Here is a 19,757-nt window from a genome sequence, read left to right on the forward strand (position 1 = left end):
TAGGTCACGGAAAAGGGCGGTCTGAAAGTTCGGGTTTGGCATCGGGCGTCAGCACGCCGCCAGCGCCTTTTCCTGCTTGATGCGTTCCTTCAGCGTGGCGGAGACATCGGGATAGCGCTTGCCGATTTCATTGAAGGTGGCGCAGGCGACGTCGTTCTGCTTCAGGCCGACCAGCGAAACGCCGAGCTTGAGCAGCATGTCGGGGGCCTTCTTGGCCTTCGGATAGTCCTTGCTGGCGGCAAGGAAGATCTCGGCCGCGTCACGGTATTTCTGCTGGCCGAGCAACGACTCGCCCAGCCAGTAATGCGCGTCCGGAGCCTTGGCGTCCTTGGGGAAGCGGGAGATATGGTCGCGAAAACCCTGCTCGGCGGTCGGATAGTCGCCCGACAGGATGAACTGGTATGAGTTGCGGTAGAGCTCGTCGGGATCGTTGGTCGACGGCAGCGCCGCGACTTCGGTGCCGCCGGCCTTGTTCTTCTTGGCCGGCGTCTCGGCGGAAGGGGCGCTTGCCATAGGAGCTTGCGCCGGCGCGCTGGCCTGCGAGCCGGTCTCGGCATTCACGACATTGCCGTTCTTGTCGACGGTGATGGTGCCGAAATTCTTCGGCGGCGCGCCGGTGATCAGCTTGCCGGGATCGCCGGTCTGCGACTCCACGATAACGTCGCCGACGCTCTTGCCGCCGCCATCCTGTCCGCCGGTGTCGGCCGGCGCCTGCGTCGCCGGGGCCTGGGCGACGCTGTTGTCGGTTCCGGCGTCGCCGGCGCCGGATTGACCGGTGCCGGCATCGCCGAGATTGGTGTTGCCGTCGTTGGTATTACCGCCTTGGGGCGCGGCTTCGGATTTCTTCTGCCCGGCCGGCTTGGCGCCGCCTTGCGAACCGCCCTCGAGCTGCTGGAAACGGAATTCGTTGTCTTCCTGCTGCTTGCGGATCTGTTCCTGCATCTGCAGGATCTGGAAATTCATCTCCTCGATCTTGCCGTTCAGCTGGCGCAGCTGGTCTTCCAGACCGGTCACGCCGCCGCTGCTATCCTGCTGCGCGACCTGCGCCTGTTCAGGCTTCTTCTTGTCGCCGAAGATGCCGAGCGTCGGCAGATGGAAGGTAAACCCGCTGCCGGAAGCCTGCCCGGCGCTGTCGGCCGACGCGGCAAGGCTTGGGAGGCTTGATACGAGCAGCAGCGCAAGCGTGCCGCTCAGGACCGTTCTAAAATGCATTCTGTCTCTCGCGGTGGGTGTTGGCCTGATGCGCCTTTCCAAATCAGAACAGGGGGAGGAAGCGCCCTCGCGCTCATAGCAGGACGCGAGACTTCGGCCAAATTTTGTTTCGCGATGTTGCAAATGAAAAAGGCGGCCCTGAGGCCGCCTTTCATTTACGGGATGTTGTATTTTTGTCGCCCGCGGTCTGCGGGAACCGACGCCGCGGCGGCCGCCTTAGGAACCGGCGCCCGACAGCGTGGTGACGGCGCGGCGGTTCTGCGACCAGCAGGAGATGTCGTCGCAGACGGCGACCGGACGTTCCTTGCCGTACGAGATCGTCTTCAGGCGATTGGCGGCGACACCCTTCGAGACCAGGAAGTCGCGGGTGGCGGCGGCGCGGCGGGCGCCCAGCGCCAGATTGTATTCACGCGTGCCGCGCTCGTCGGCATGGCCTTCGATGACGATCGCATACTGGCGGTACTGGTTCAGCCACTGCGCCTGGCGCCCCAGCGTGGTCTGCGCATCGGCGCGGATCGACGAGGAATCGGTGTCGAAGAAGATGCGGTCGCCGATGTTGACGGTGAAGTCCTGCGCGGAACCCGGCGTGGCGGCGCCGGCGCCGTTGAGGCCGAGGTCTCCCGGATTGTTGATGGGCTTCTTCGAGGCGCAGCCGGCGATGGCAAGCGCTGCCACCAGCGCGATCATGGCCGGGTTTCGGGTAAGTGCTGCGATACGGCCCATGCCGCCTCTCCTTCGCATTCGAGTGATTTCGTTGATCACCCAGTAACCACGTTTGGGTTAACCGGCATTCAAGAAACACGGTTAATTTTTGGTTAGAGCCGCCGTCCGCGACTCCTACGCCCCACGCTTTACAGGGACGACTTTGCGCGCGGACCGTAGGCGGAAATGCGGCCAAAACGCGACCAAGGCGTGAAAAACGGGGATTTTGAGCCTCCCCGCTTTCTTCAATTCTTCAGTTCTTCGATTCCCCAGTTCCCCGCTCACTCCAGCAGCGGCGACCAAGCCGGGTCCGAGGCGTAGTTCGCCGTCGGGATCGGCTGCTCGTTGCGGCCGGTGAGATCGACCGAGACCAGCTTCGGCCCGCCGCCGGAGTCGCGGAAGAACATCAGCACACGACCGTTCGGCGCCCAGGTCGGGCCTTCCTGCTGGAAGCCGGAGGACAGGATGCGCTCGCCCGAACCGTCGGTCTTCATGACGCCGATCTGGAACTCGCCGCCGCTCTGCTTGGTGAAGGCGATCAGATCGCCGCGCGGCGACCAGACCGGCGTCGAATAGACGCCATCGCCGAAGGAGATGCGGTGCGGGTTCGACCCGTCGCCACCCATGACGTAGATCTGCGAGCGGCCGCTGCCGCCGCCGCGGTCGGAGGTGAAGACGACCTGCGAGCCGTCCGGCGAATAGGACGGCGAGGTGTCGATCGCGGTCGAATCCGTCAACCGCGTGGTCGAGCGGCTTCTCAGATCCATGGCGAAGATGTTGGAATTGCCGTCGTCGCGCAGCAGGCTCATGATCACCTTCTGGCCATCGGGCGAAAAGCGCGGGGCGAACGTCATGCCGGGGAAGTTGCCGACCAGCTCGCGCTGGCCGGTTTCGATCTGCAGGAGATACACCTTCGGCTGCCCGCTCTCGTAGGACATGTAGGTGATTTCCTGCCGGTTCGGCGAAAAACGCGGCGTCAGCACGATCGCGCGGCCGTCGGACAGGTAGCGCACATTGGCGCCGTCCTGGTCCATGATGGCGAGGCGCTTCTTGCGCGCATTCTTGGCGCCAGATTCGTCGACGAAGACGACGCGCGTATCGAAGTAACCCTTCTCGCCGGTGATCTTCTCATAGATCGCATCGGCAATGATGTGCGCGACACGGCGTTGATTGGCGTCGTTGGCGAAAAACTGCTCACCGGCCAACTGCGTGTTGCCGAAAATATCCCACAGCCGGTACTGGGCGCGGATGCGGCCATCGGCTTCCTTGCTCACGGCGCCGGTTACCAGCGCCTGGGCGTTGATGACTTTCCAATCCTCATAGCGGGGCGCGGCGTCCGGATTCGTGATCTTCTCGACAAAGGCGGCCTTGTCGATCGGCGCGAACAGTCCCGACCGTTTCAGATCGGCTGTGACGATCTCGGATATCTGCGCTCCGAGCCCTCCCTGAAAGTCAGGGATCGCGATCGGCATCGGCTCGACATTGCCTCTGTTGACGTTGAGCTCGAGGGTTGCCCGAGCAGGCAAGGTGACTGCGGCATTTATGCCCATCGCCATCGCGGCGACCATCAGGAGCGGCTTGAGGATGAATTTCATGTCTTCTCGCTTCTCTTGCTGATTTCTCGGACGCTCAGGCTACAGGCCAAGCATCGCTCTTGGATCGAAGTTGACGCGAACGTCGGACCAGATGTCCTGCTTTCCGGCGGGAACCTGCAGACCTGCGACATCGCATTTCTGCACGGCGCGAACCGCGCTGGCGTCGAACTGGGGGTTGCCGCTGGACTTCTCGACGGTCGGGCGGCCCTCCAGCTTGCCGGAGGCGTTCAGGTTGAAACGGACGACCACGGTGAAATCCTCGGAGCCTTCGAGGCCGACTGGCAGGGTCCAGCAACCACCGAGCTGAGCCTCCAACGCCCCTTGCTCCGACTTCGAAAGCTTCTGACCCTGATCCTTGTCACCGCCGAGCGAGGCCTGCTGGGTCGAGCGCTTGGCGCCGCCGCCGGACGGTTTCTGCTTGTCGAGCAGGGCCGTTATCTCGTCGGCGTTGAACTGCTTCTCATCCGACTTCGGCTTCGAGGAAGCCTCCTTGACCGGCTTTTCCGCGTCCTTGCGATCCGGCGCCTTGGCGCTCTCGGCCTGCGCCGGCTGCGGCTTCGGCCGCGCTTCCGGCGCCGGTGCGGAATCCGGCAGCTTGGCTTCCTCGGTCGGCTGCTGCTGATCGATTGCCTCGGCGACGGCGTCAGGCTTCACCTCTTCCTTCGGGATGGCGGCGGTCGTGTCCTTCGGCGGTGTCGGCGCCGGTTGCTTGGCCGGCGTCGGCTTGGGCTCCATCTGCTTGACCGGCTCGGGCTTGACTTCTTCCTTCGGCGTCGGCGTCGGCGCGACCTCCGTCGCGGGCGTCGGCTTCGGCTTTTCCTGCGGCTTCGGCACGTCCTCGACCGCCGGCTTCTCGGTCGGCGTCGGCGCCGGCGGCGGCGCCGCCGTCTTCTCGACCGGCTTCGGCTTGGCGTCGTCCGTCACCGGCTTCTCGGTGTCGACGGTGTTTTCGCCGACCTTCTGGGCATTTGGCACGACATCCGGCCGCTTTGTCGGAACGGGCGCGGGCTTGTCATGCATGACCGCTTTCTTGTCACCCTGCAGCGTCTGCGCGACGGCTTCCATCGGCACGATGTCCACCGACACCGACTCTACATCGCTGGCCGGCATGGCCGGCGGCGACGACAGCGTGAAGAGCCCGAAGGCCAGCGCCACCGTATGCAAGATCACCGATGAGGTGAGACCCGTCCGCATCTGGAGTCTACTGATCCTGTTGCTGTAGCGAGATCAGGCCGATATTCTTGTAACCGGCGTCCTGAATGAGACCCATCACCTTCATTGCGGCGCCGTAGTTGGTAGCTTTGTCGCCGCGGATGAAGATGCGCTCGTCATAACCGGTCTTCGAGATCGCCTGCAGCTTGGCCACCAGCTCGTCGAGCGGGATCTCGGTTTCCTGCAGGTGAATCTCTCCATTGGCGCCGATCGAGATGGTGATCGGCTGCGTGTCCACGTTCAGTGCTTTGGCTTTCGTCTCCGGAAGGTCGATCGGCACGCCGACCGTCAAGAGCGGTGCCGCGACCATGAAGATGATCAAAAGCACCAGCATCACGTCGACCATCGGCGTGACGTTGATTTCCGACATCAGGGCATGGTGCCGGCCACGCCGCCTGTGGCCGCGTCCGCCTCGCCCTGATCCACTTGCCCCTGCGGCAGACATCCCCATGATCGTTCCTCAGGCCTTCTGCGCTACTTTTTCATCGATTTGCCGCGAGAGTATGGCGGAGAACTCGTCCGCGAACCCTTCCATGCGCATGCCGATCTTGTTCGCGTCCGATGACAGCTTGTTGTAGGCGATGACCGCCGGAATGGCCGCGAGCAGGCCGATCGCGGTCGCCAGCAGCGCCTCGGCGATGCCGGGCGCCACGACCGACAGGCTGGTGTTCTTCGAGGCGGCGATCGCCTGGAACGACGTCATGATGCCGATGACGGTGCCGAACAGGCCGATGAAGGGCGCCGCCGAGCCGGTCGTGGCGAGGAAGCCGAGGCGTCCCTCCAGCTTCTCCATCTCGCGCGTCAGCGCCAGATCCATCGCCTTGTCGATGCGGGTCTGCAGCGCCAGCGCCGATTTCGCGCCTTTCTCGAAACTCTTCTTCCACTCGCGCATGGCGGCGACGAAGATCGCGCCCATGCCGGTGGTCTTGCGGTCGGCGAGCGTGCGGTAGAGGTCCTCCAGCGACTGACCCGACCAGAACACCTGCTCGAAGCGGTTGAGCGCCATCCGCATCCGGCTATAGGCGACGAGCTTGTCGATGATGATCGCCCAGGTCCAGATCGAGGCGCAGAGCAGGCCGATCATGACCAGCTTGACCACCCAGCCGGCCTGCATGAACAGGGCCCAGATCGACAAATGCGCTGCCGGATCGGCAAGAGCGGTACTTTCCATCACTTTAAGTCCTTAAGATTTTCCGGGCGTCGCTAGCGGCTGGCCCATGGGCATCCCTTTGGTCCGATTGCGCGAGCTTGAAGCTTGCGGGACAAGCCCCGAATGCACCGTTTCGCGGCCTTTTCGGGGCAAATATTGGTGAAAGGAAGGCGCACGAATTGCGCCAATCTTCGCCAATTCCTTCATGAACCGTTATGGTTAAGGATGGGTTAGGACGTAAGGCGCGGCGCATTGCCGCGCCAGCTGGCGGCCGGAGCTGTCTGGTTAGTCCCTTCGGGATCGGGCCGGCGAGCGTCGTTTAGGCCGTGGCCTTCGGCATAAAAGCGGCGATCCACTCCTTCGGGAAGCGCTTTGGGCGCCCGCTTTCGCCCACGATCGCCGCTTCGACTTTCGCCTCCACCAGGAGCTCTTCGCCACGCTTCAATTGCTGCCCCATGAAAATGCGCGCGCCGGAAATGTCGTCGGTGCGGGTGTCGATAGTCAGGATATCGTCCATGCGCGCCGACGAGCGGAAATCGATCTCCATGCGCCGCACCACCCAGACGATGCGCTCGCCATGCTTGCCGTCCAGAAGCTCGGTGTGATGGACGCCGGTCAGCCGCAGATAGTCGGAGCGGCCGCGCTCGAGGAACTCGAGATAGCGCGCATGGTAGACGACGCCGGAGAAATCGGTGTCGGCATAGTAGACCCTGGCCATCAGCCGGTGGCCGAAATCCGTCAGCGCTCCGGAAAGCCCGGCGCTGAGCGCCGCCGATTCACCATGATCGTCCATCGCGCTTTCCTTTTTCGACCCAGAAGGGCAGGTGTCTCTCGCGCGGGAACGGGATGGCACTGTTGGGCACGATGATCAAGACCTTGCTGGCGGCGCTTTGTGCGTTAGCCGTGCTGGCGTCTCCAACCGGAGCGGCGACGTTCTCGATGAAACGCGGCCTCAATCTCGACCAGTGGGTCACCTGGCCGACCGAGGACAAATGGGGCGGGCGTCAGGCGATCCTGCCCTATCCGGAGTGGCGCAAATTCCTCAAGGAGGACGATCTCAAGGCGCTCAAGGATGCCGGCTTCGACTTCCTGCGCATGCCGATCGATCCGGCGCCCTTCCTCTCGGACCAGACTACGGCGCTGCGCGACGATCTTTATGCCAGCGTGCTGGACTCTGCGCGCATGATCAATCGCGCCGGCCTGAAGGTGGTCGTCGACCTGCATCTGATCCCGGCCGGCGGGAACCGCAAGGTCGGCATGAGCGAGGTGATGCGCGACCCCGCGATTTTCGATGCCTATACCGTGCTGGTTCGCAAGATGGCGACGACACTGGCCAAGGAGGACCCCGATCAGGTCGCGCTGGAATTGATGAACGAGCCGATCGTCGATTGCGGCGAGAACGGCACCAGTCTTTGGCCCGAACGCCAGAAGCGGCTTTTCGCGACCGCGCGCGCCTCCGCCACCAGGTTGACGCTCGTGCTCACCGGCGGCTGCTATTCGAACGCAGCCTCCCTGGCGAAGGTCGATCCGAAAGCGATCGCGGACGACAATATCATCTGGGCCTTCCACTCCTACGACCCGTTCCTTTTGACGCATCAGGGCGCGACCTGGGCCGGCGATTTCATCCAGTATGTCACCGGCCTGCCCTACCCGCTGACGGCCGTTCCGAAGGCGCAGCTGGACATGACGCTGGATACGATCCGCGACCGCATCCGGGCCGAGGCGCCCTGGGCGCGGCAGAGCGGCCTGCTCGCCTATCTCGACGAGCAGATGGCGACGATGGACAGCCCCGAGAAGCTGCTTGGCGTGATGGATCAACCGTTCACGACGGTCGACGCCTGGGCGAAGGCCAACGACGTCAAGCCGCAGGACATCACGCTTGGCGAATTCGGCATGATCCGCCAGGAATACGGCAACGGCTTCGTCATGCCGGCCGCATACCGCGCGGCCTATGTGCGCGACATGATTGCCCGCGCCGAGGCGCATGGCTTTTCCTGGTCGGTGTGGAGCTATGGCGGCGCCTTCGGCATCGTCGATGCTTTCGACGGCGAGAAGGCGGAACCCGATGTAATGGATGTAATTCGCCAACTTCCGCGTTAGTCACCAGCGATGCTACCAATTGTGCGCCGGCATCGGGGGATGAGTCTATGCGCTCGCTGCTTTACACGACCGGGTCACCTTTCGCGCGCGGCATTCGCGTCATGCTCGACGAAATCGGCCTCGACTACGAGCGCCGGGAGGAGACGACAACGCCATCCGCCGCGTCCCGTGCCGAATGGACACCCGCGCTTCAAGTTCCGACGTTACGGGATGGCGAGCTGACGCTGTGGGAAAGCGGAGTCATCGCCGAGTATCTGCTTGCCACCTATCCGCAGCGCGTCGGGAACGATCCGGCTCTGGCGCCGTCGATGTGGCGGGCAGGATCGGAATGGCAGGACCGGCTGCTCTTTGCTTCGATCCAGACGCTCGGCACCGCCGCCACGACTGTCAGCCAGATGCAATGGTCCGGGATCAGGCATCACGGCAATTCGCATCTGACGCGCTGCGCCGAGCGCGTTGCCCATCTGATCAGATGGCTGGAAGGGCGGATCGACCGCGACGGCGAGGGATTTTTCGGCAAGGTCGTGTCGGTCCAGGACATTTTTCTGACCTGCCACCTTCGTTTCATCGCCAACCGGCCCCTGGACCTGGATACCCGGCTCGCCGCGCATCCGAAAATCAGCGCGCTCGTGAACAGGATGGAGGATCGTGACAGCTTCCGGAACAATCCGGTGCTGTGGTGGGAACCTGGCATCACCGGCTACGAAGCCGACGGCACCCCCATCCGCGCCACCTGATCAGCCGAGATCGATCTGCAGGATTTCCGGCCGCACCCCGAAACGCACGGGCAGGATGCTGAAACCGAGCCCGCCGGAAACAATCAGGTTGCGGTCGCTTTCCACGACGTGACCATAGGCAAAGCGGTTGCCGTAAGCTGACGGCACGACCGGCGAATAACCGAACATTCGCACCTGGCCGCCATGGGTATGGCCGGATAATGTCAGTGAAACCCGCCATGGCACTTTCGTGAAAATGTCGGGTTCATGCGCCAGCAGGATGATAGGATCGCTGCCTTGCACCTTGGCCAAGGTGCCGTCGAGATCGTCGAAGCCCTGGAAGCTGTCGCGGCCCTTGGCCTTATTCGGCAGCAGCGCCAGTTGGTCAGCGAGCCCCGCGATCCAAAAGCCCCGCCCGTCCTTTTCCAGCCGCACGACGTCGTTTTCCATGACGGGGATGCCAACATCTTCCAGCGCCTTGCGCGACGCTGTTGGGCCGGCTTCCGCGCGCTGCGCCAAGCTATCCGTCCACCAATCGTGATTGCCGAGGATCGAGAACACGCCGAGCGGAGCCTTGAGCCCGGACAGCGCGTCTGCCCATTCCGCCACCCGCACCCAGCCCGTCACCAGCTTGGTTCCGGCGGTGTAGTCGCCAAGCAGGACAATGACATCGGGCTGCAGCGCATTGGCCTCTTCGGCCAGCGAGGCGATGCGCTCCGGCGTCATCCACGGCCGGCAGGCGTGGATGTCGGCCAGCGCTACGACGCGCAGCTTGAGCCCGGCCGGCCAGTGCGGCGGCGTCAGCGTGTAGCGCTTCACATGGGTCAGCAGCATCGGCTCGATGCCGACGGCGTAGGCGCCAAGCGACACCATGGCGAAGGCCGAGCCGCCGACAAGGCGCAGGAAACCGCGTCTGGTGATCATGGATCGGCCCAAGCCCCCTTGGGATTGCAACATACAGCTGCCTTAAAGGCGGCAATTGCGCCCTGAGCTAGGCCAAGGCGCGCAGATTCCGCGCAGATCGGCCCATTGCGCGGCCGAACGGCGAACAAATCTGCGTTACTCTTCCTGGAACAGGCTGATCTGCTGCTGGGCGATATCCTTCGGCGGATCGAGCCCCAGATGCCGCCACGCATTGGCGGTCAGCACGCGGCCGCGCGGCGTGCGCTGGATGAAGCCCTGCTGGATGAGATAGGGCTCGATGATGTCCTCGATCGCGTCGCGCGGCTCGGAAAGCCCGGCCGCGATCGTCTCGATGCCCACCGGCCCGCCGCCGAAATTGCGCGCGATCATCGACAGATAGCGGCGGTCGAGCGCGTCGAGGCCGAGCGCGTCGACCTCCAGTCTGGTCAGCGCTTCGTCGGCGATCTTCCTGTCGACATGCGCAGCACCCGCGACGCTGGCGAAGTCGCGCACCCGGCGCAACAGCCGGCCGGCGATGCGCGGCGTGCCACGCGCGCGGCGCGCGATCTCCACCGCGCCGTCGTCGCCGAGCGGCATCGACAGGATGCGGGCGCCGCGCCGCACGATCAACTCCAACTCCTCGACCGTGTAGAAATTGAGCCGCACCGGGATGCCGAAACGATCGCGCAGCGGATTGGTGAGAAGCCCGAGCCTTGTCGTCGCCGCGACCAGGGTGAAGCGGGCGAGGTCGATCTTGACCGAGCGCGCCGCCGGCCCCTCGCCGATGATGAGATCGAGCTGGAAATCCTCCATCGCCGGATAGAGGATTTCCTCGACCGCCGGATTGAGGCGATGGATCTCGTCGATGAACAGGACGTCGCGTTCCTCGAGATTGGTAAGCAGCGCCGCGAGATCGCCGGCCTTGGCGATGACCGGACCGGAGGTCGAGCGGAAATTGACGCCGAGCTCGCGCGCCATGATCTGCGCCAGCGTCGTCTTGCCCAGTCCCGGCGGGCCGACGAACAGCACATGGTCGAGCGCCTCGCCGCGGCCCCTGGCGGCGTCGACGAAGACCTTCAGATTGGCGCGCACCGCCGCCTGGCCGACAAACTCGTCGAGCGACTGCGGCCGCAGCGTCTGGTCGGCATCCTCGCCGCGCTTGTCGGGGGCAATGAGGCGGGGCGAAAGGTTCATGCCGCCTTCCTTGCATAGGACCGATGGCGGAACAAGCGCCGCCTCACCGCGCCAGTTCCTTCAGGCCGAAGCGGATCAACTTCGAGGCGTCAGCTCCCTCGCCGGCCGATTTCAGCGCCGCCGCAACCGCGTTCGCCGCGATGTCGCGCGAATAGCCGAGATTGACCAGCGCCGAGACTGCATCCGTGATCGGCGCGGCCGCGACCCCTTCGCCGAGCTCCTGCTTGAGGCCGATCGTGCCGGTGGCCGCGCCAGCATAGGCCGGCGCCTTGGTGCGCAATTCGGTGATGATGCGTTCGGCCACCTTCTTGCCGACGCCAGGAGCGCGGGAAACCATGGCGATGTCGCGCAGAGCGATCGCATTGGCGAGGTCGGCCGGCGCCAGCGTCGACAGCACGGCCAGCGCCACCTTGGCGCCGACGCCCTGCACATTGTTCATCAACAGCCGGAACCACTCGCGTTCCAGTCCGGACTGGAAGCCGTAGAGCCGGATCATGTCCTCGCGCACATAGGTCTCGATGAACAGCACCACCGCCTCGCCGGGCGACGGCAATGATGCCAGGGTGCGCGCCGAGCAATGGGCGACATAGCCGACGCCGTGCACGTCGATGAGGCAGGTATCCTCGTCGATCTCGTCCAGCGTGCCTTTCAGCTTGCCGATCATGGTGTAGCCTTCATGGAAGCGTTTCTGGCGAAATGATTTCGAGTTCGGGGAAGTAGCTGCGGTAGCGAGGCGCGTCGCGCGTCAGGAGACGGTGCCCGGCAACGGCCGCATGCGCGCCGATGAAAAAATCGGGAAGCGTCCGCTCCCGCAAGCCGCCGGCGCGGCGATAGCGTGAATGCGCGACACCGGCCAGGAATGCCGCCCCCCAAGGCAGGGACTCCCGATCGATCTCCAGCATGTCGGCCGCTCTTTTGAGCTGCGCCTCCGTGGCGATCAGCGGAGCAAGTTCAGCCCATACGATCTGGTTGACGACCAGTGCACCCTCGCGGCGGCAGGAAGCGATGGCATCGGTCGACCATGCCGTCGAGGCGCCGCCCGGCCCCCAGACGTCGATCAGCACATTCGTGTCAATCAAGGTCGAGGTGCTCACGTGGTCCCCTCAACCACTCGACATATTCATCGGCGTCCATGCCCTTGAGGTCCAGGGTCCCCGCCATGCTGGCAAGGGTTTTCCTGAACCTGCGCGACGCTTCCTCCTTGGAGAGGTTTTCGTTGATGGCAACAAGCCGCGCCCCCTCGTCGGTCGCTACGAACTTCACCTCGGAGCCCGGACCGATACCCAGGTGATCCCTTATCTGCTTGGGGATTGTGACTTGCCCCTTTGTGGTCACGCGCATGGTAATACCTCTGAGGTATTACTTACTGCATGACCTGGAACAAGTCAAGAACATCACCCCGCGGCCGCCATCCGATAGGCGACGCTCGGGCGGTGATGCGCATGACAGATGGCGATGGCAAGAGCATCGGCGGCGTCGTCGGTGTCGAAGACCGCCCTAGGCATCAGCACCTTGACCATCATGTGGATCTGCTTCTTTTCGCCGTGGCCGACGCCGATCACCGCTTTCTTGACCGCGTTGGGCGCGTATTCGGCGACCACCAGTCCGGCGCGCGCCGGCACCAGCATGGCAATGCCGCGCGCCTGGCCGAGCTTCAGCGTCGCCGTCGCATCCTTGTTGACGAAGGTCTGCTCGACCGCTGCTTCATGCGGCATGGTCTGGTGCAGCACCTCGACCAACCCGTCATGCAGCTGGCAAAGCCTTGTCGCCAATGGCGCCTTGTCGTCCGAACGCACGGTGCCGGACGCAACGAAGCGCAGCGAATTGCCCACGCTTTCGACGATGCCCCAGCCGGTGCGCCTCAGGCCCGGATCGATGCCGATGATGCGAATCGCTTCCCCCATGCGCCAAGTCTAGCCGTGGCGGCAAGCGATGCCAGCAAAATGTGAACAAACCGGAAACAATTGTGATCTTACCATCGTCGCGCGACGGATCAGTTCATCATGCGACGGACGGTTTTCGACAGCCGCATGAGAAATTCCGGTCTGGACGAAGCCACCAGCTTCCATGCCAGCACCGCGTTGCCCATGCGCCGCGGGAGGATGCCGATGCAAAGGAACCAGGCCGCCAGAGCAGCCCGCCGCCGCCAGGATGCTTTCATTTCCAGGCTGGCGGCGGCGCCCGCCCTTGCGAGTCCCAGCCGGGAGTCGGTCGTAACCGGATGCCGGGGCTCGTCGACACAGAGCGAAGCCAGCCGCTCTTCCAGGTGAACCGGATCGCGAAGGCCGGCATCCTGCGGCACTGTCAGACCGATCTCGGCCGCCCGGCCGGACAATGCTTCAAGGCGCCGGAAATCATGCTCTACGCGCCAGCGCGCCCGCTCTGCCAGCTTTTCGGCGAAGATCGAATGGTTGGCGCCGTGGATGCGATAGGCGCCAAGGCAGGTGTCGATGGATTTCACCTCTCCTTGAAGTGGCGCGAGCGTCGCCAGATAGCCGTCGGCGCCTTGCCGGAAATCGCGTTCCGGCACGGGCATTATCGCTTCCAGCGCCTCACGGTCGAACGCCAGCCCGCTTGTCACCGTCGTATGATAGCGTCCCTTCCGCAGCAATTCCGGGACGACGTCCCCGGAGTCGAACGCCTGTTCCGGCGGCGGAAAGACATCCTTGATCTGCTGGTCCTCATCGACGAGATGCAGTCTGAATTGCGCCTGCGCGACGGCTGAGTCCCACTCGCCAAGCACCTCGGAGATGGCGTTCGGATAGAGATAGTCGTCGGCGTCGAGGAAGAGAACGATCTTTCCGGTGCTCGCCTCGAACCCGGTGTTGAATGCAGCGGCATGCCCGCCATTCCGGTGCCTCAGGCATGGGCGGATCTTGTCGCCATAGGATTCGATGACGGCCACCGACGCGTCGGTCGATGCGTCATCGACGACCACGACCTCGACATTTCGGTGGTCCTGCTCCAGGGCGCTGTCGATGGCGCGTCCCAGAAATTGTTCATAGTTATAATTCGGGATGATGATCGATACCGGGACGCGGTCCAATGGCGAATGCACGGGTCAAGCCTCGCAATCTGCTTTGGTCACAGTGACGGTGATTTGTTGCAAAACCGGGTCGGGTTGAGCCGGCTGCGGCGAACGGCCCCAACTAGGGGCCTATCGCCTCAAGGCAAGGTTTTTCTTCTCGGGAAGGCCCTGCTGGCCGTCAATGCGACGAAGGCTGCCGCAATATCAAAGAGCGGCTGGAGCCGCAGACGTCCAACATCACGGCTCGCCAGATCACAACCCGCCAGATCACAACCCGATTGAGGGGATGCCGGCTTAGGGCGGGTTACGCGGTGTTTGCTGCAAGCGCCGTTTCAGCCGCGGGCGAATGCCGTGTTCAGGAGGCTGATCTGGTCGGAAACCGGATTGGCCCGGCGGCTGGGGGCGTGCGTGTCGTTGATGACGCCGCCATAGATTTCTTCGTCCATGCGCCGCACCAGCGCCTGCAGGCGCAACGAACGCGTCACCAGCTCGAGAAATTCCTTCGGCAGTTCGTTCCAGCCGAGCGCCTCGTCATGCGCGGACGCGGTGTCGAGCCGCACCTTGGATTTTTCGGAAGCAACCTGGTCGCGCGTCATCTCGCCGGAATTCGCCGCCCGCTGCAGCAAGAGCCAGGAGGCGACCTGCATCAGCCTGGTGGTCAGCCGCATCGATTCGGCCGCATAGAGCGTCGCCGCCGTGCGCGACAATTTCTTGGCCTCCAGCCTGCCCTTGCCATCGAGATATTCGGCGGCCTGTTCGACCAGCCCCATGCCTTCCTGGTAGAGCGGCTTGAAGGATTGGGAGAAAACCCGGCGCTCCGCCAACTTGATGGTTTTCGCGCTGCCCTTCGAAGGCTCGTTCATCGATACGCCCCTGCACTGCCGCCAGCCGATTCGACTATCCTTGCCGACGTGGCCAGCACCCTAAATGACTGAGGCTTGAAAATGCGCTTCGATGCCCATGAAGGCAAGCGCATGTTTAACAAACGGTTAACGCCGCGGCGTTCGCACCTGCCGCCCGCGAACAAAAAAAGAGCCGCGGATAAGGCGGCTCTCAGGAGTTTAACAGGGAGGCGTCAAACAAAGTGGCTCCAACCACTCGGTAAGAATCCAGCAAAACTGGATGTGGATAGTAAACGCCTGTAAAGCTTAATGAAGCCTTAACGCGGCGGCGATTTTTTGACCGAACGCGTGTTCGTGTGCCGGAACAGGACAGGTGGCCCCGCTTCGGAATCGTCCGAAAGCCCGATTTTCCGAACGCCGCTCGCGGCTCCGAAACATGCCGGCTGCCGCCGCGGCATCGTTCCGAAACATGCGCCACGCAAAAGCCCGCTCCTCTCAGGCGCTGCGCAAACCCGCGTCGGCGCAAATCAACAAGCACATCCAGGAGCAAACCATGGATTGGTATTCGATCGTCAAATTCCTGCACGTTGTTTCGGCCATTTTGTGGGTCGGCGGCGGCTTCGTGCTGTTCCTGCTCGGCGTGCTGGCCGAGCGCGCCGGCAACATCGAGGACAAGCTGCAGGCGATGCGCGCCAGCGGGCAGCTCGGCGGCAAGTTCTTCGCGCCGATGTCGATGCTGACGCTGGTCTTCGGCCTCGTCATGTGCGGCTTCTGGGTCGGTTTTGGCGAGCTGTGGATCGTCATCGGCCTCGTCGGCTATGCCACGACCTTCTCGATCGGCATGCTGATCTTCAAGCCGACCGGCGAGCGCATGGGCGCCATGGTCGCCCAGGACGGCGTGTCGCCGGCGGTTCTCGCCATCGGCCAGCGCATGATGAACTGGGCGCGCCTCGACTACGCGGTGATGCTGGTGATCATCGCCGACATGGTGCTGAAGCCGACTTTGCACGATATCGGCATTCTTGCCGGCATGGCGATGGTGGTTGCGCTGGGCGCCGCGCTGGCCTTCGGCGGCAGCCGCCAGATGCTGCCGAGCGCCGCTTGACGTTGTAATTCTTGGAACGAGGCGGCCGGCTGGCCGCTTCGTTCTACATGAGGCCGACGATGCCATCCCACAGCAGCTTGACGGCGACCACCGCCACCGTGGCGTAGGTGAACGGATAGAAGATTTCCGGCCGCATGCGGCGCACCAGCCAGGCACCGGCGATGGTCGAAAGCGGCGCCAACGGCATCAGCACCGCCGAGGCGGTAAGGTTGGTGGTGTCGAACTGGCCGAGCGCGAAGTAAGGGATGAGCTTCAGCGCGTTGGTGGCGGCAAAGAAGATCGCCGCCGTGCCCGACAGCACTTTCGGGTCGAGCCGGATCGGCAGCGCATAGACCTGGAAGGGCGGGCCGCCGACATGGGCGACGAAGCTGGTGAAGCCGGCCACCGTGCCCCAGAAGGCTGCGGCCATGCGGTTCGGCTCCGCCGCATGGTCGGCGCCATGCCGGAACTGCAGGTAGAGCCAGCGCAGCACGAAGACCAGCGCGACGGCGCCGACGATCAGCCGCACCATCTCCTCGGTGACCAACGCCGCGGTCAGCCAGCCGAGTCCGATCCCGATGACGGCGCCGGGCATCATGTCGACCAGCATCTTGCGGTCATAGACGCCCCACCAGGTCCACACCGAAACGATGTCCATCAGGCACAGGATCGGCAGCAGGATGGCGGCCGCCTGAACCGGCGGCATCGTCAGCGCCATCAATGGCACGCCGACAAAGCCGACGGCGCCGCCGAAGCCGCCTTTCGACAGGCCGACAAGGATCACCGCCGGGATGGCGGCGGCATAGAACCACGGGTCGCTGAGCAGGCCTGACATCGGCAAAGGAAGGTTGAGGAAGGCGGGAGTTCAGCCATAGCGCAGAATACCGCCGCCGGGATAGTCAATAATGCCGGCATCCACTATTTGCCGGGCCGACGTGGACGGCCGGCCGCGCCGCGATGCCTTGTCGGCCGGTTCGCCAACTCCGAGGTGTGGAAATGAGCGCGATCAGCATTCGCCGAGCCCGCGAAACGGACGTCGCGGCAATCGTCGCGATGCTTGCCGACGACGCGCTCGGCCGGGCCCGTGAAGACGCCAGCCTGCCGCTGTCGCAGGCCTATCTCGACGCCTTCGCGGCGATAGACGGCGATCCGAACCAGTTCCTCGCCGTGATGACCGATGGCGACGAAACCATCGGCACGCTGCAGATCACCTTTATCGCCGGACTGTCGCTGCGTGGCGCCAGGCGCGGCCAGATCGAGGCCGTGCGCGTCGCCGAGCACCGGCGTCCAGCTGACCACCAACAAGAGCCGGCTCGAGGCGCATCGCTTCTACGACCGGCTTGGCTTCAAGGCCAGCCACATCGGCTACAAGCTGGAGCTTTAGCCGGCCGACTGTTCAAGCACCGCGCTTTGCTCTATGCCGCAATGCAACCATCTTCGCCCGGCATAGGCGAAACCGGGATCGAAGGCCAATGAACGATTTAACCCCGCCCAATCGCTGCCGCATCGTGCTGATCGCGCCGCCTTTTGTGCCGGCCGAGCACATCTGCGCGGCCTTCGAGGGCGGCGACGTGGCTTCGCTGATCCTGCCCGACAACGGCATGGACGATGCTTCCTTCCAGGCCTTCGCCGAAAGGATCGTGCCGATCGCTCAAAATGCCGGCGTCGCCGTAATCATCGCCGGCGATAGCCGCATCGCCGGCCGCGTCCAGGCCGACGGCATCCATGTCGAAACGAGACCCCAGGAACTCGCCGAGACGATCGAGCGCCTGGCCGGCAAGATGATGGTCGGCGCCGGCGGCGCCAAGACCCGCGACGAAGCGCTGGAGCTCGGCGAGGAGCGCCCCGACTACATGTTCTTCGGCCGCTTCGGCTACGACAACAAGCCCGAGCCGCATCACCGCAACCTCGCCCTCGGCGAATGGTGGGCGGAGATGATCTCGATTCCTTGCATCGTCATGGCCGGCTGCGAGCTTGCGTCCGTGGAGACGGTGGCCGCGACCGGCGCCGAGTTCGTGGCGCTTTCCAGCGCCGTGTTTGCCGACGGACGCGACCCGCGGGCGGCGATCGCCGCCGCCAACGCGCTGCTCGATGAAACCGCGCCGCGTTTCGAGGACTGACATGCGCTTGGCGGTCCTTTCCCTGGCTGTCCTGGCCGGCTTGATCGCCCCGATCTGCTGGCTGAGCGATGTGGCAACCGCGGCCGAGACCGTCCCACTGCCGCAGCCCCGCCCGGACACGAGCACCCCAAACACGGGCACCTCAAACACGGGTACCTCGAATACCGCCATCCCGAATGTGGAAACGCCGAACGTAAGTTCGCCGGACATCGGCGCACCGAATGCGAGCCGGTTCGGCGACGGCGCGCATGTCGACAAGCCGATCGAGAACACATTGCCGCAACCGGCCACCATGACGCCGCCATCGGTCGACACCATCAATCCTGACCGCTTCGGCGCCAAGCAGCCGGATGCCGCCTACGGCGCCTTCCAGCGCGGGCTCTACAAGACCGCCTACAACCTTGCCATGGAGCGCGCCAAGAACGGCGATCCGGCGGCCGAGACGCTGGTGGCCGAAATCCTGTCGCGCGGGCTGGGTGTGCCGGTCAATCCGGCGGAGGCCGGCAAGTGGTATGCGCTGGCCGCCGAGCAGGGTGTGCCGGAGGCGCAGTTCCAATATGCGCTGATGCAGCTCGACGGCCGTTATGTGAAGAAGGACGAAAAGGCTGCCTTCGCCCTGATGCAGGCCTCCGCCGAGGCCGGCAACCGGCTGGCGCAGTTCAACTTCGCGCAATTGCTGGTCCAGGAGGATCCGGGCGATACCGGCCTCGTGAAAGCCGCCGTCTATTACCAGCGGGCGGCCGCCACCGGCCTTGCCGATGCGCAATATGCGATGGCGCAGCTCTATGCCAATGGCGTCGGCGGCAAGCCGCATGACGACGCCCAGGCGCGCATCCTGCTGGCGCAGGCCGCGCGGCAGAATTACGACACCGCGCAGATCGACCTCGCCGCCTGGATGATCGAGGGCCGTGGCGGCGAACGCGACCTGAAATCGGGTTTTGCCTGGATGCGGCGGGCCGCCGAAGGTGGCAACGTCGCCGCCCAGAACCGCCTTGCCAAGCTCTACATGGGCGGCATCGGCACCGATCCGGATCTGATCCTCGCCGGCGCCTGGTACATCGTCGCGCGCCGCGCCGGGCTGATCGATCCGCAGATGGACGATTTCCTGCAGGGCCTCGACGACGACCAGACCAAGCAGGCGCTGCAAAAGGCAAATCGGCTGCCGTGAGGCGCAACGCCGGGGTGGCACGATCCTGACCGCTCCCTTGCCTCCCTCCCTTGCTAGTACGTGCAATTTGTGGTCTTGGAGGCGCCAAAGCGCGACCCGCGCCAGAAAAATCTCACTCGGATCAGTTCATCATGGCCAAGATCAGTGGCAACGAAATCCGTCCCGGCTATGTCATCGAGCACGATGGCGGGCTGTGGGTGGCGGTCAAGACCAACACCGTCAAGCCCGGCAAGGGCGGCGCCTACAACCAGGTCGAGTTGAAGAACCTGATCAACGGCACCAAGCTCAACGAACGCTTCCGCTCGGCCGAGACCGTCGAGCAAATAAGGCTCGACCTGAAGGATTTTTCCTTCCTTTACGAACAGGGCGACGCGCTGGTGTTCATGGACACCGAAAGCTACGAGCAGCTCGAGCTCGCCAAGGACTTCGTCGGCGAACGCGCCGCCTTTCTGCAGGACGGCATGATGGTGACGGTGCAGCTCTATGAAGAGCGGCCGATCGGCATTTCGCTGCCGGACCAGGTGACGCTGACCGTCACCGAGGCCGATCCGGTGGTGCGGGGCCAGACGGCCGCGTCCTCCTATAAGCCGGCAGTGCTGGAGAACGGCATCCGCGTGCTGGTGCCGCCCTTCATCTCGGCCGGCGAACGCATCATCGTCGACACCAACGAAATCACCTATATGCGCCGCGCCGATTGAGCGCCGGCCGGTAGGAAGAAAAGCCAGGAAGAA

General features: G+C 64.1%; 22 protein-coding genes and 1 pseudogene. 7 read left to right on the forward strand and 16 right to left on the reverse strand.

What is annotated here, in order from left to right:
* Nucleotides 1-48: 48 nt before the first annotated feature.
* The 7 genes from ybgF to ybgC form a co-directional block, all read right to left on the reverse strand.
* Nucleotides 49-1,212 (reverse strand): tol-pal system protein YbgF, encoded by a 1,164-nt coding sequence (ybgF, locus tag KVT37_RS12535; protein ID WP_217573198.1) that lies wholly within the window; start codon nt 1,210-1,212, stop codon nt 49-51.
* Nucleotides 1,213-1,428: 216 nt separating this feature from the next.
* The gene (gene pal / locus KVT37_RS12540; RefSeq protein WP_217573200.1) at nt 1,429-1,935 is read right to left on the reverse strand and encodes a peptidoglycan-associated lipoprotein Pal; all 507 of its coding nucleotides are present in this window, start codon (nt 1,933-1,935) and stop codon (nt 1,429-1,431) included.
* 260 nt (nt 1,936-2,195) lie between these two features.
* On the reverse strand, nt 2,196-3,509 hold the full coding sequence (tolB, locus tag KVT37_RS12545) for a Tol-Pal system beta propeller repeat protein TolB (RefSeq protein ID WP_217573202.1): 1,314 nt from the start codon (nt 3,507-3,509) through the stop codon (nt 2,196-2,198).
* Between the two features lie 39 nt (nt 3,510-3,548).
* A complete protein-coding gene (locus KVT37_RS12550) occupies nt 3,549-4,703 on the reverse strand; it encodes a TonB family protein (protein WP_217573204.1) in 1,155 nt (384 codons plus the stop codon).
* 7 nt (nt 4,704-4,710) lie between these two features.
* Complete coding sequence (gene tolR / locus KVT37_RS12555; protein WP_217573301.1) at nt 4,711-5,166, reverse strand: protein TolR; 456 nt, start codon at nt 5,164-5,166, stop codon at nt 4,711-4,713.
* Between the two features lie 15 nt (nt 5,167-5,181).
* On the reverse strand, nt 5,182-5,892 hold the full coding sequence (gene tolQ / locus KVT37_RS12560) for a protein TolQ (RefSeq protein ID WP_217573206.1): 711 nt from the start codon (nt 5,890-5,892) through the stop codon (nt 5,182-5,184).
* 298 nt (nt 5,893-6,190) lie between these two features.
* Nucleotides 6,191-6,664 (reverse strand): tol-pal system-associated acyl-CoA thioesterase, encoded by a 474-nt coding sequence (gene ybgC / locus KVT37_RS12565; protein ID WP_217573208.1) that lies wholly within the window; start codon nt 6,662-6,664, stop codon nt 6,191-6,193.
* A gap of 53 nt (nt 6,665-6,717) precedes the next feature.
* On the opposite strand from ybgC, the gene KVT37_RS12570 reads away from it, so the two are divergent.
* Entirely contained in the window at nt 6,718-7,971 is a 1,254-nt protein-coding gene (locus tag KVT37_RS12570) for a glycoside hydrolase family 5 protein (RefSeq protein ID WP_217573210.1), read from the forward strand.
* A gap of 47 nt (nt 7,972-8,018) precedes the next feature.
* Nucleotides 8,019-8,708, forward strand: a complete 690-nt coding sequence (locus KVT37_RS12575; protein WP_217573212.1) for a glutathione S-transferase family protein — start codon at nt 8,019-8,021, stop codon at nt 8,706-8,708.
* Here the strand turns inward: KVT37_RS12575 and KVT37_RS12580 are convergent, their stop codons facing one another.
* From KVT37_RS12580 to KVT37_RS12615, 8 genes are all read right to left on the reverse strand, one after another.
* A complete protein-coding gene (locus KVT37_RS12580) occupies nt 8,709-9,611 on the reverse strand; it encodes a metallophosphoesterase (protein ID WP_217573213.1) in 903 nt (300 codons plus the stop codon).
* A gap of 135 nt (nt 9,612-9,746) precedes the next feature.
* Nucleotides 9,747-10,784, reverse strand: a complete 1,038-nt coding sequence (ruvB, locus tag KVT37_RS12585; RefSeq protein ID WP_217573215.1) for a Holliday junction branch migration DNA helicase RuvB — start codon at nt 10,782-10,784, stop codon at nt 9,747-9,749.
* A 43-nt stretch (nt 10,785-10,827) separates the two neighbouring features.
* Complete coding sequence (gene ruvA, locus KVT37_RS12590; protein ID WP_217573217.1) at nt 10,828-11,448, reverse strand: Holliday junction branch migration protein RuvA; 621 nt, start codon at nt 11,446-11,448, stop codon at nt 10,828-10,830.
* A 10-nt stretch (nt 11,449-11,458) separates the two neighbouring features.
* Nucleotides 11,459-11,878, reverse strand: coding sequence for a type II toxin-antitoxin system VapC family toxin (locus KVT37_RS12595; RefSeq protein ID WP_217573219.1), 420 nt, complete (start codon nt 11,876-11,878; stop codon nt 11,459-11,461).
* On the reverse strand, nt 11,856-12,125 hold the full coding sequence (locus KVT37_RS12600) for an AbrB/MazE/SpoVT family DNA-binding domain-containing protein (protein WP_217573221.1): 270 nt from the start codon (nt 12,123-12,125) through the stop codon (nt 11,856-11,858). Before KVT37_RS12600 ends, KVT37_RS12595 begins: the two co-directional genes overlap by 23 nt.
* Nucleotides 12,126-12,178: 53 nt before the next feature.
* Entirely contained in the window at nt 12,179-12,688 is a 510-nt protein-coding gene (ruvC, locus tag KVT37_RS12605; protein ID WP_217573223.1) for a crossover junction endodeoxyribonuclease RuvC, read from the reverse strand.
* An 89-nt stretch (nt 12,689-12,777) separates the two neighbouring features.
* Nucleotides 12,778-13,842: a glycosyltransferase family 2 protein gene (locus tag KVT37_RS12610; protein ID WP_217573225.1), complete on the reverse strand. Its 1,065-nt coding sequence runs from the start codon at nt 13,840-13,842 to the stop codon at nt 12,778-12,780.
* 302 nt (nt 13,843-14,144) lie between these two features.
* Nucleotides 14,145-14,675 (reverse strand): DUF1465 family protein, encoded by a 531-nt coding sequence (locus KVT37_RS12615; protein ID WP_217573227.1) that lies wholly within the window; start codon nt 14,673-14,675, stop codon nt 14,145-14,147.
* Between the two features lie 532 nt (nt 14,676-15,207).
* Between KVT37_RS12615 and KVT37_RS12620 the strand changes: the two genes are divergently transcribed.
* Nucleotides 15,208-15,759: a DUF2269 family protein gene (locus KVT37_RS12620; protein WP_217573235.1), complete on the forward strand. Its 552-nt coding sequence runs from the start codon at nt 15,208-15,210 to the stop codon at nt 15,757-15,759.
* A gap of 43 nt (nt 15,760-15,802) precedes the next feature.
* On the opposite strand, the gene KVT37_RS12625 is transcribed toward KVT37_RS12620, so the two are convergent.
* The gene (locus KVT37_RS12625; protein ID WP_217573237.1) at nt 15,803-16,573 is read right to left on the reverse strand and encodes a sulfite exporter TauE/SafE family protein; all 771 of its coding nucleotides are present in this window, start codon (nt 16,571-16,573) and stop codon (nt 15,803-15,805) included.
* 161 nt (nt 16,574-16,734) lie between these two features.
* Between KVT37_RS12625 and KVT37_RS12630 the strand changes: the two are divergent.
* From KVT37_RS12630 to efp, 4 genes and pseudogenes are all read left to right on the forward strand, one after another.
* Nucleotides 16,735-17,122: pseudogene (locus tag KVT37_RS12630) on the forward strand (N-acetyltransferase family protein).
* A gap of 88 nt (nt 17,123-17,210) precedes the next feature.
* Entirely contained in the window at nt 17,211-17,858 is a 648-nt protein-coding gene (locus KVT37_RS12635; RefSeq protein WP_217573239.1) for a thiamine phosphate synthase, read from the forward strand.
* 1 nt (nt 17,859) lies between these two features.
* Nucleotides 17,860-19,026, forward strand: coding sequence for a tetratricopeptide repeat protein (locus KVT37_RS12640; RefSeq protein ID WP_254633962.1), 1,167 nt, complete (start codon nt 17,860-17,862; stop codon nt 19,024-19,026).
* 131 nt (nt 19,027-19,157) lie between these two features.
* A complete protein-coding gene (gene efp / locus KVT37_RS12645; protein ID WP_042645720.1) occupies nt 19,158-19,724 on the forward strand; it encodes an elongation factor P in 567 nt (188 codons plus the stop codon).
* Nucleotides 19,725-19,757: the final 33 nt, after the last annotated feature.

It is taken from the genome of Mesorhizobium sp. GbtcB19, assembly GCF_019091085.1.
Lineage (GTDB): Bacteria > Pseudomonadota > Alphaproteobacteria > Rhizobiales > Rhizobiaceae > Mesorhizobium.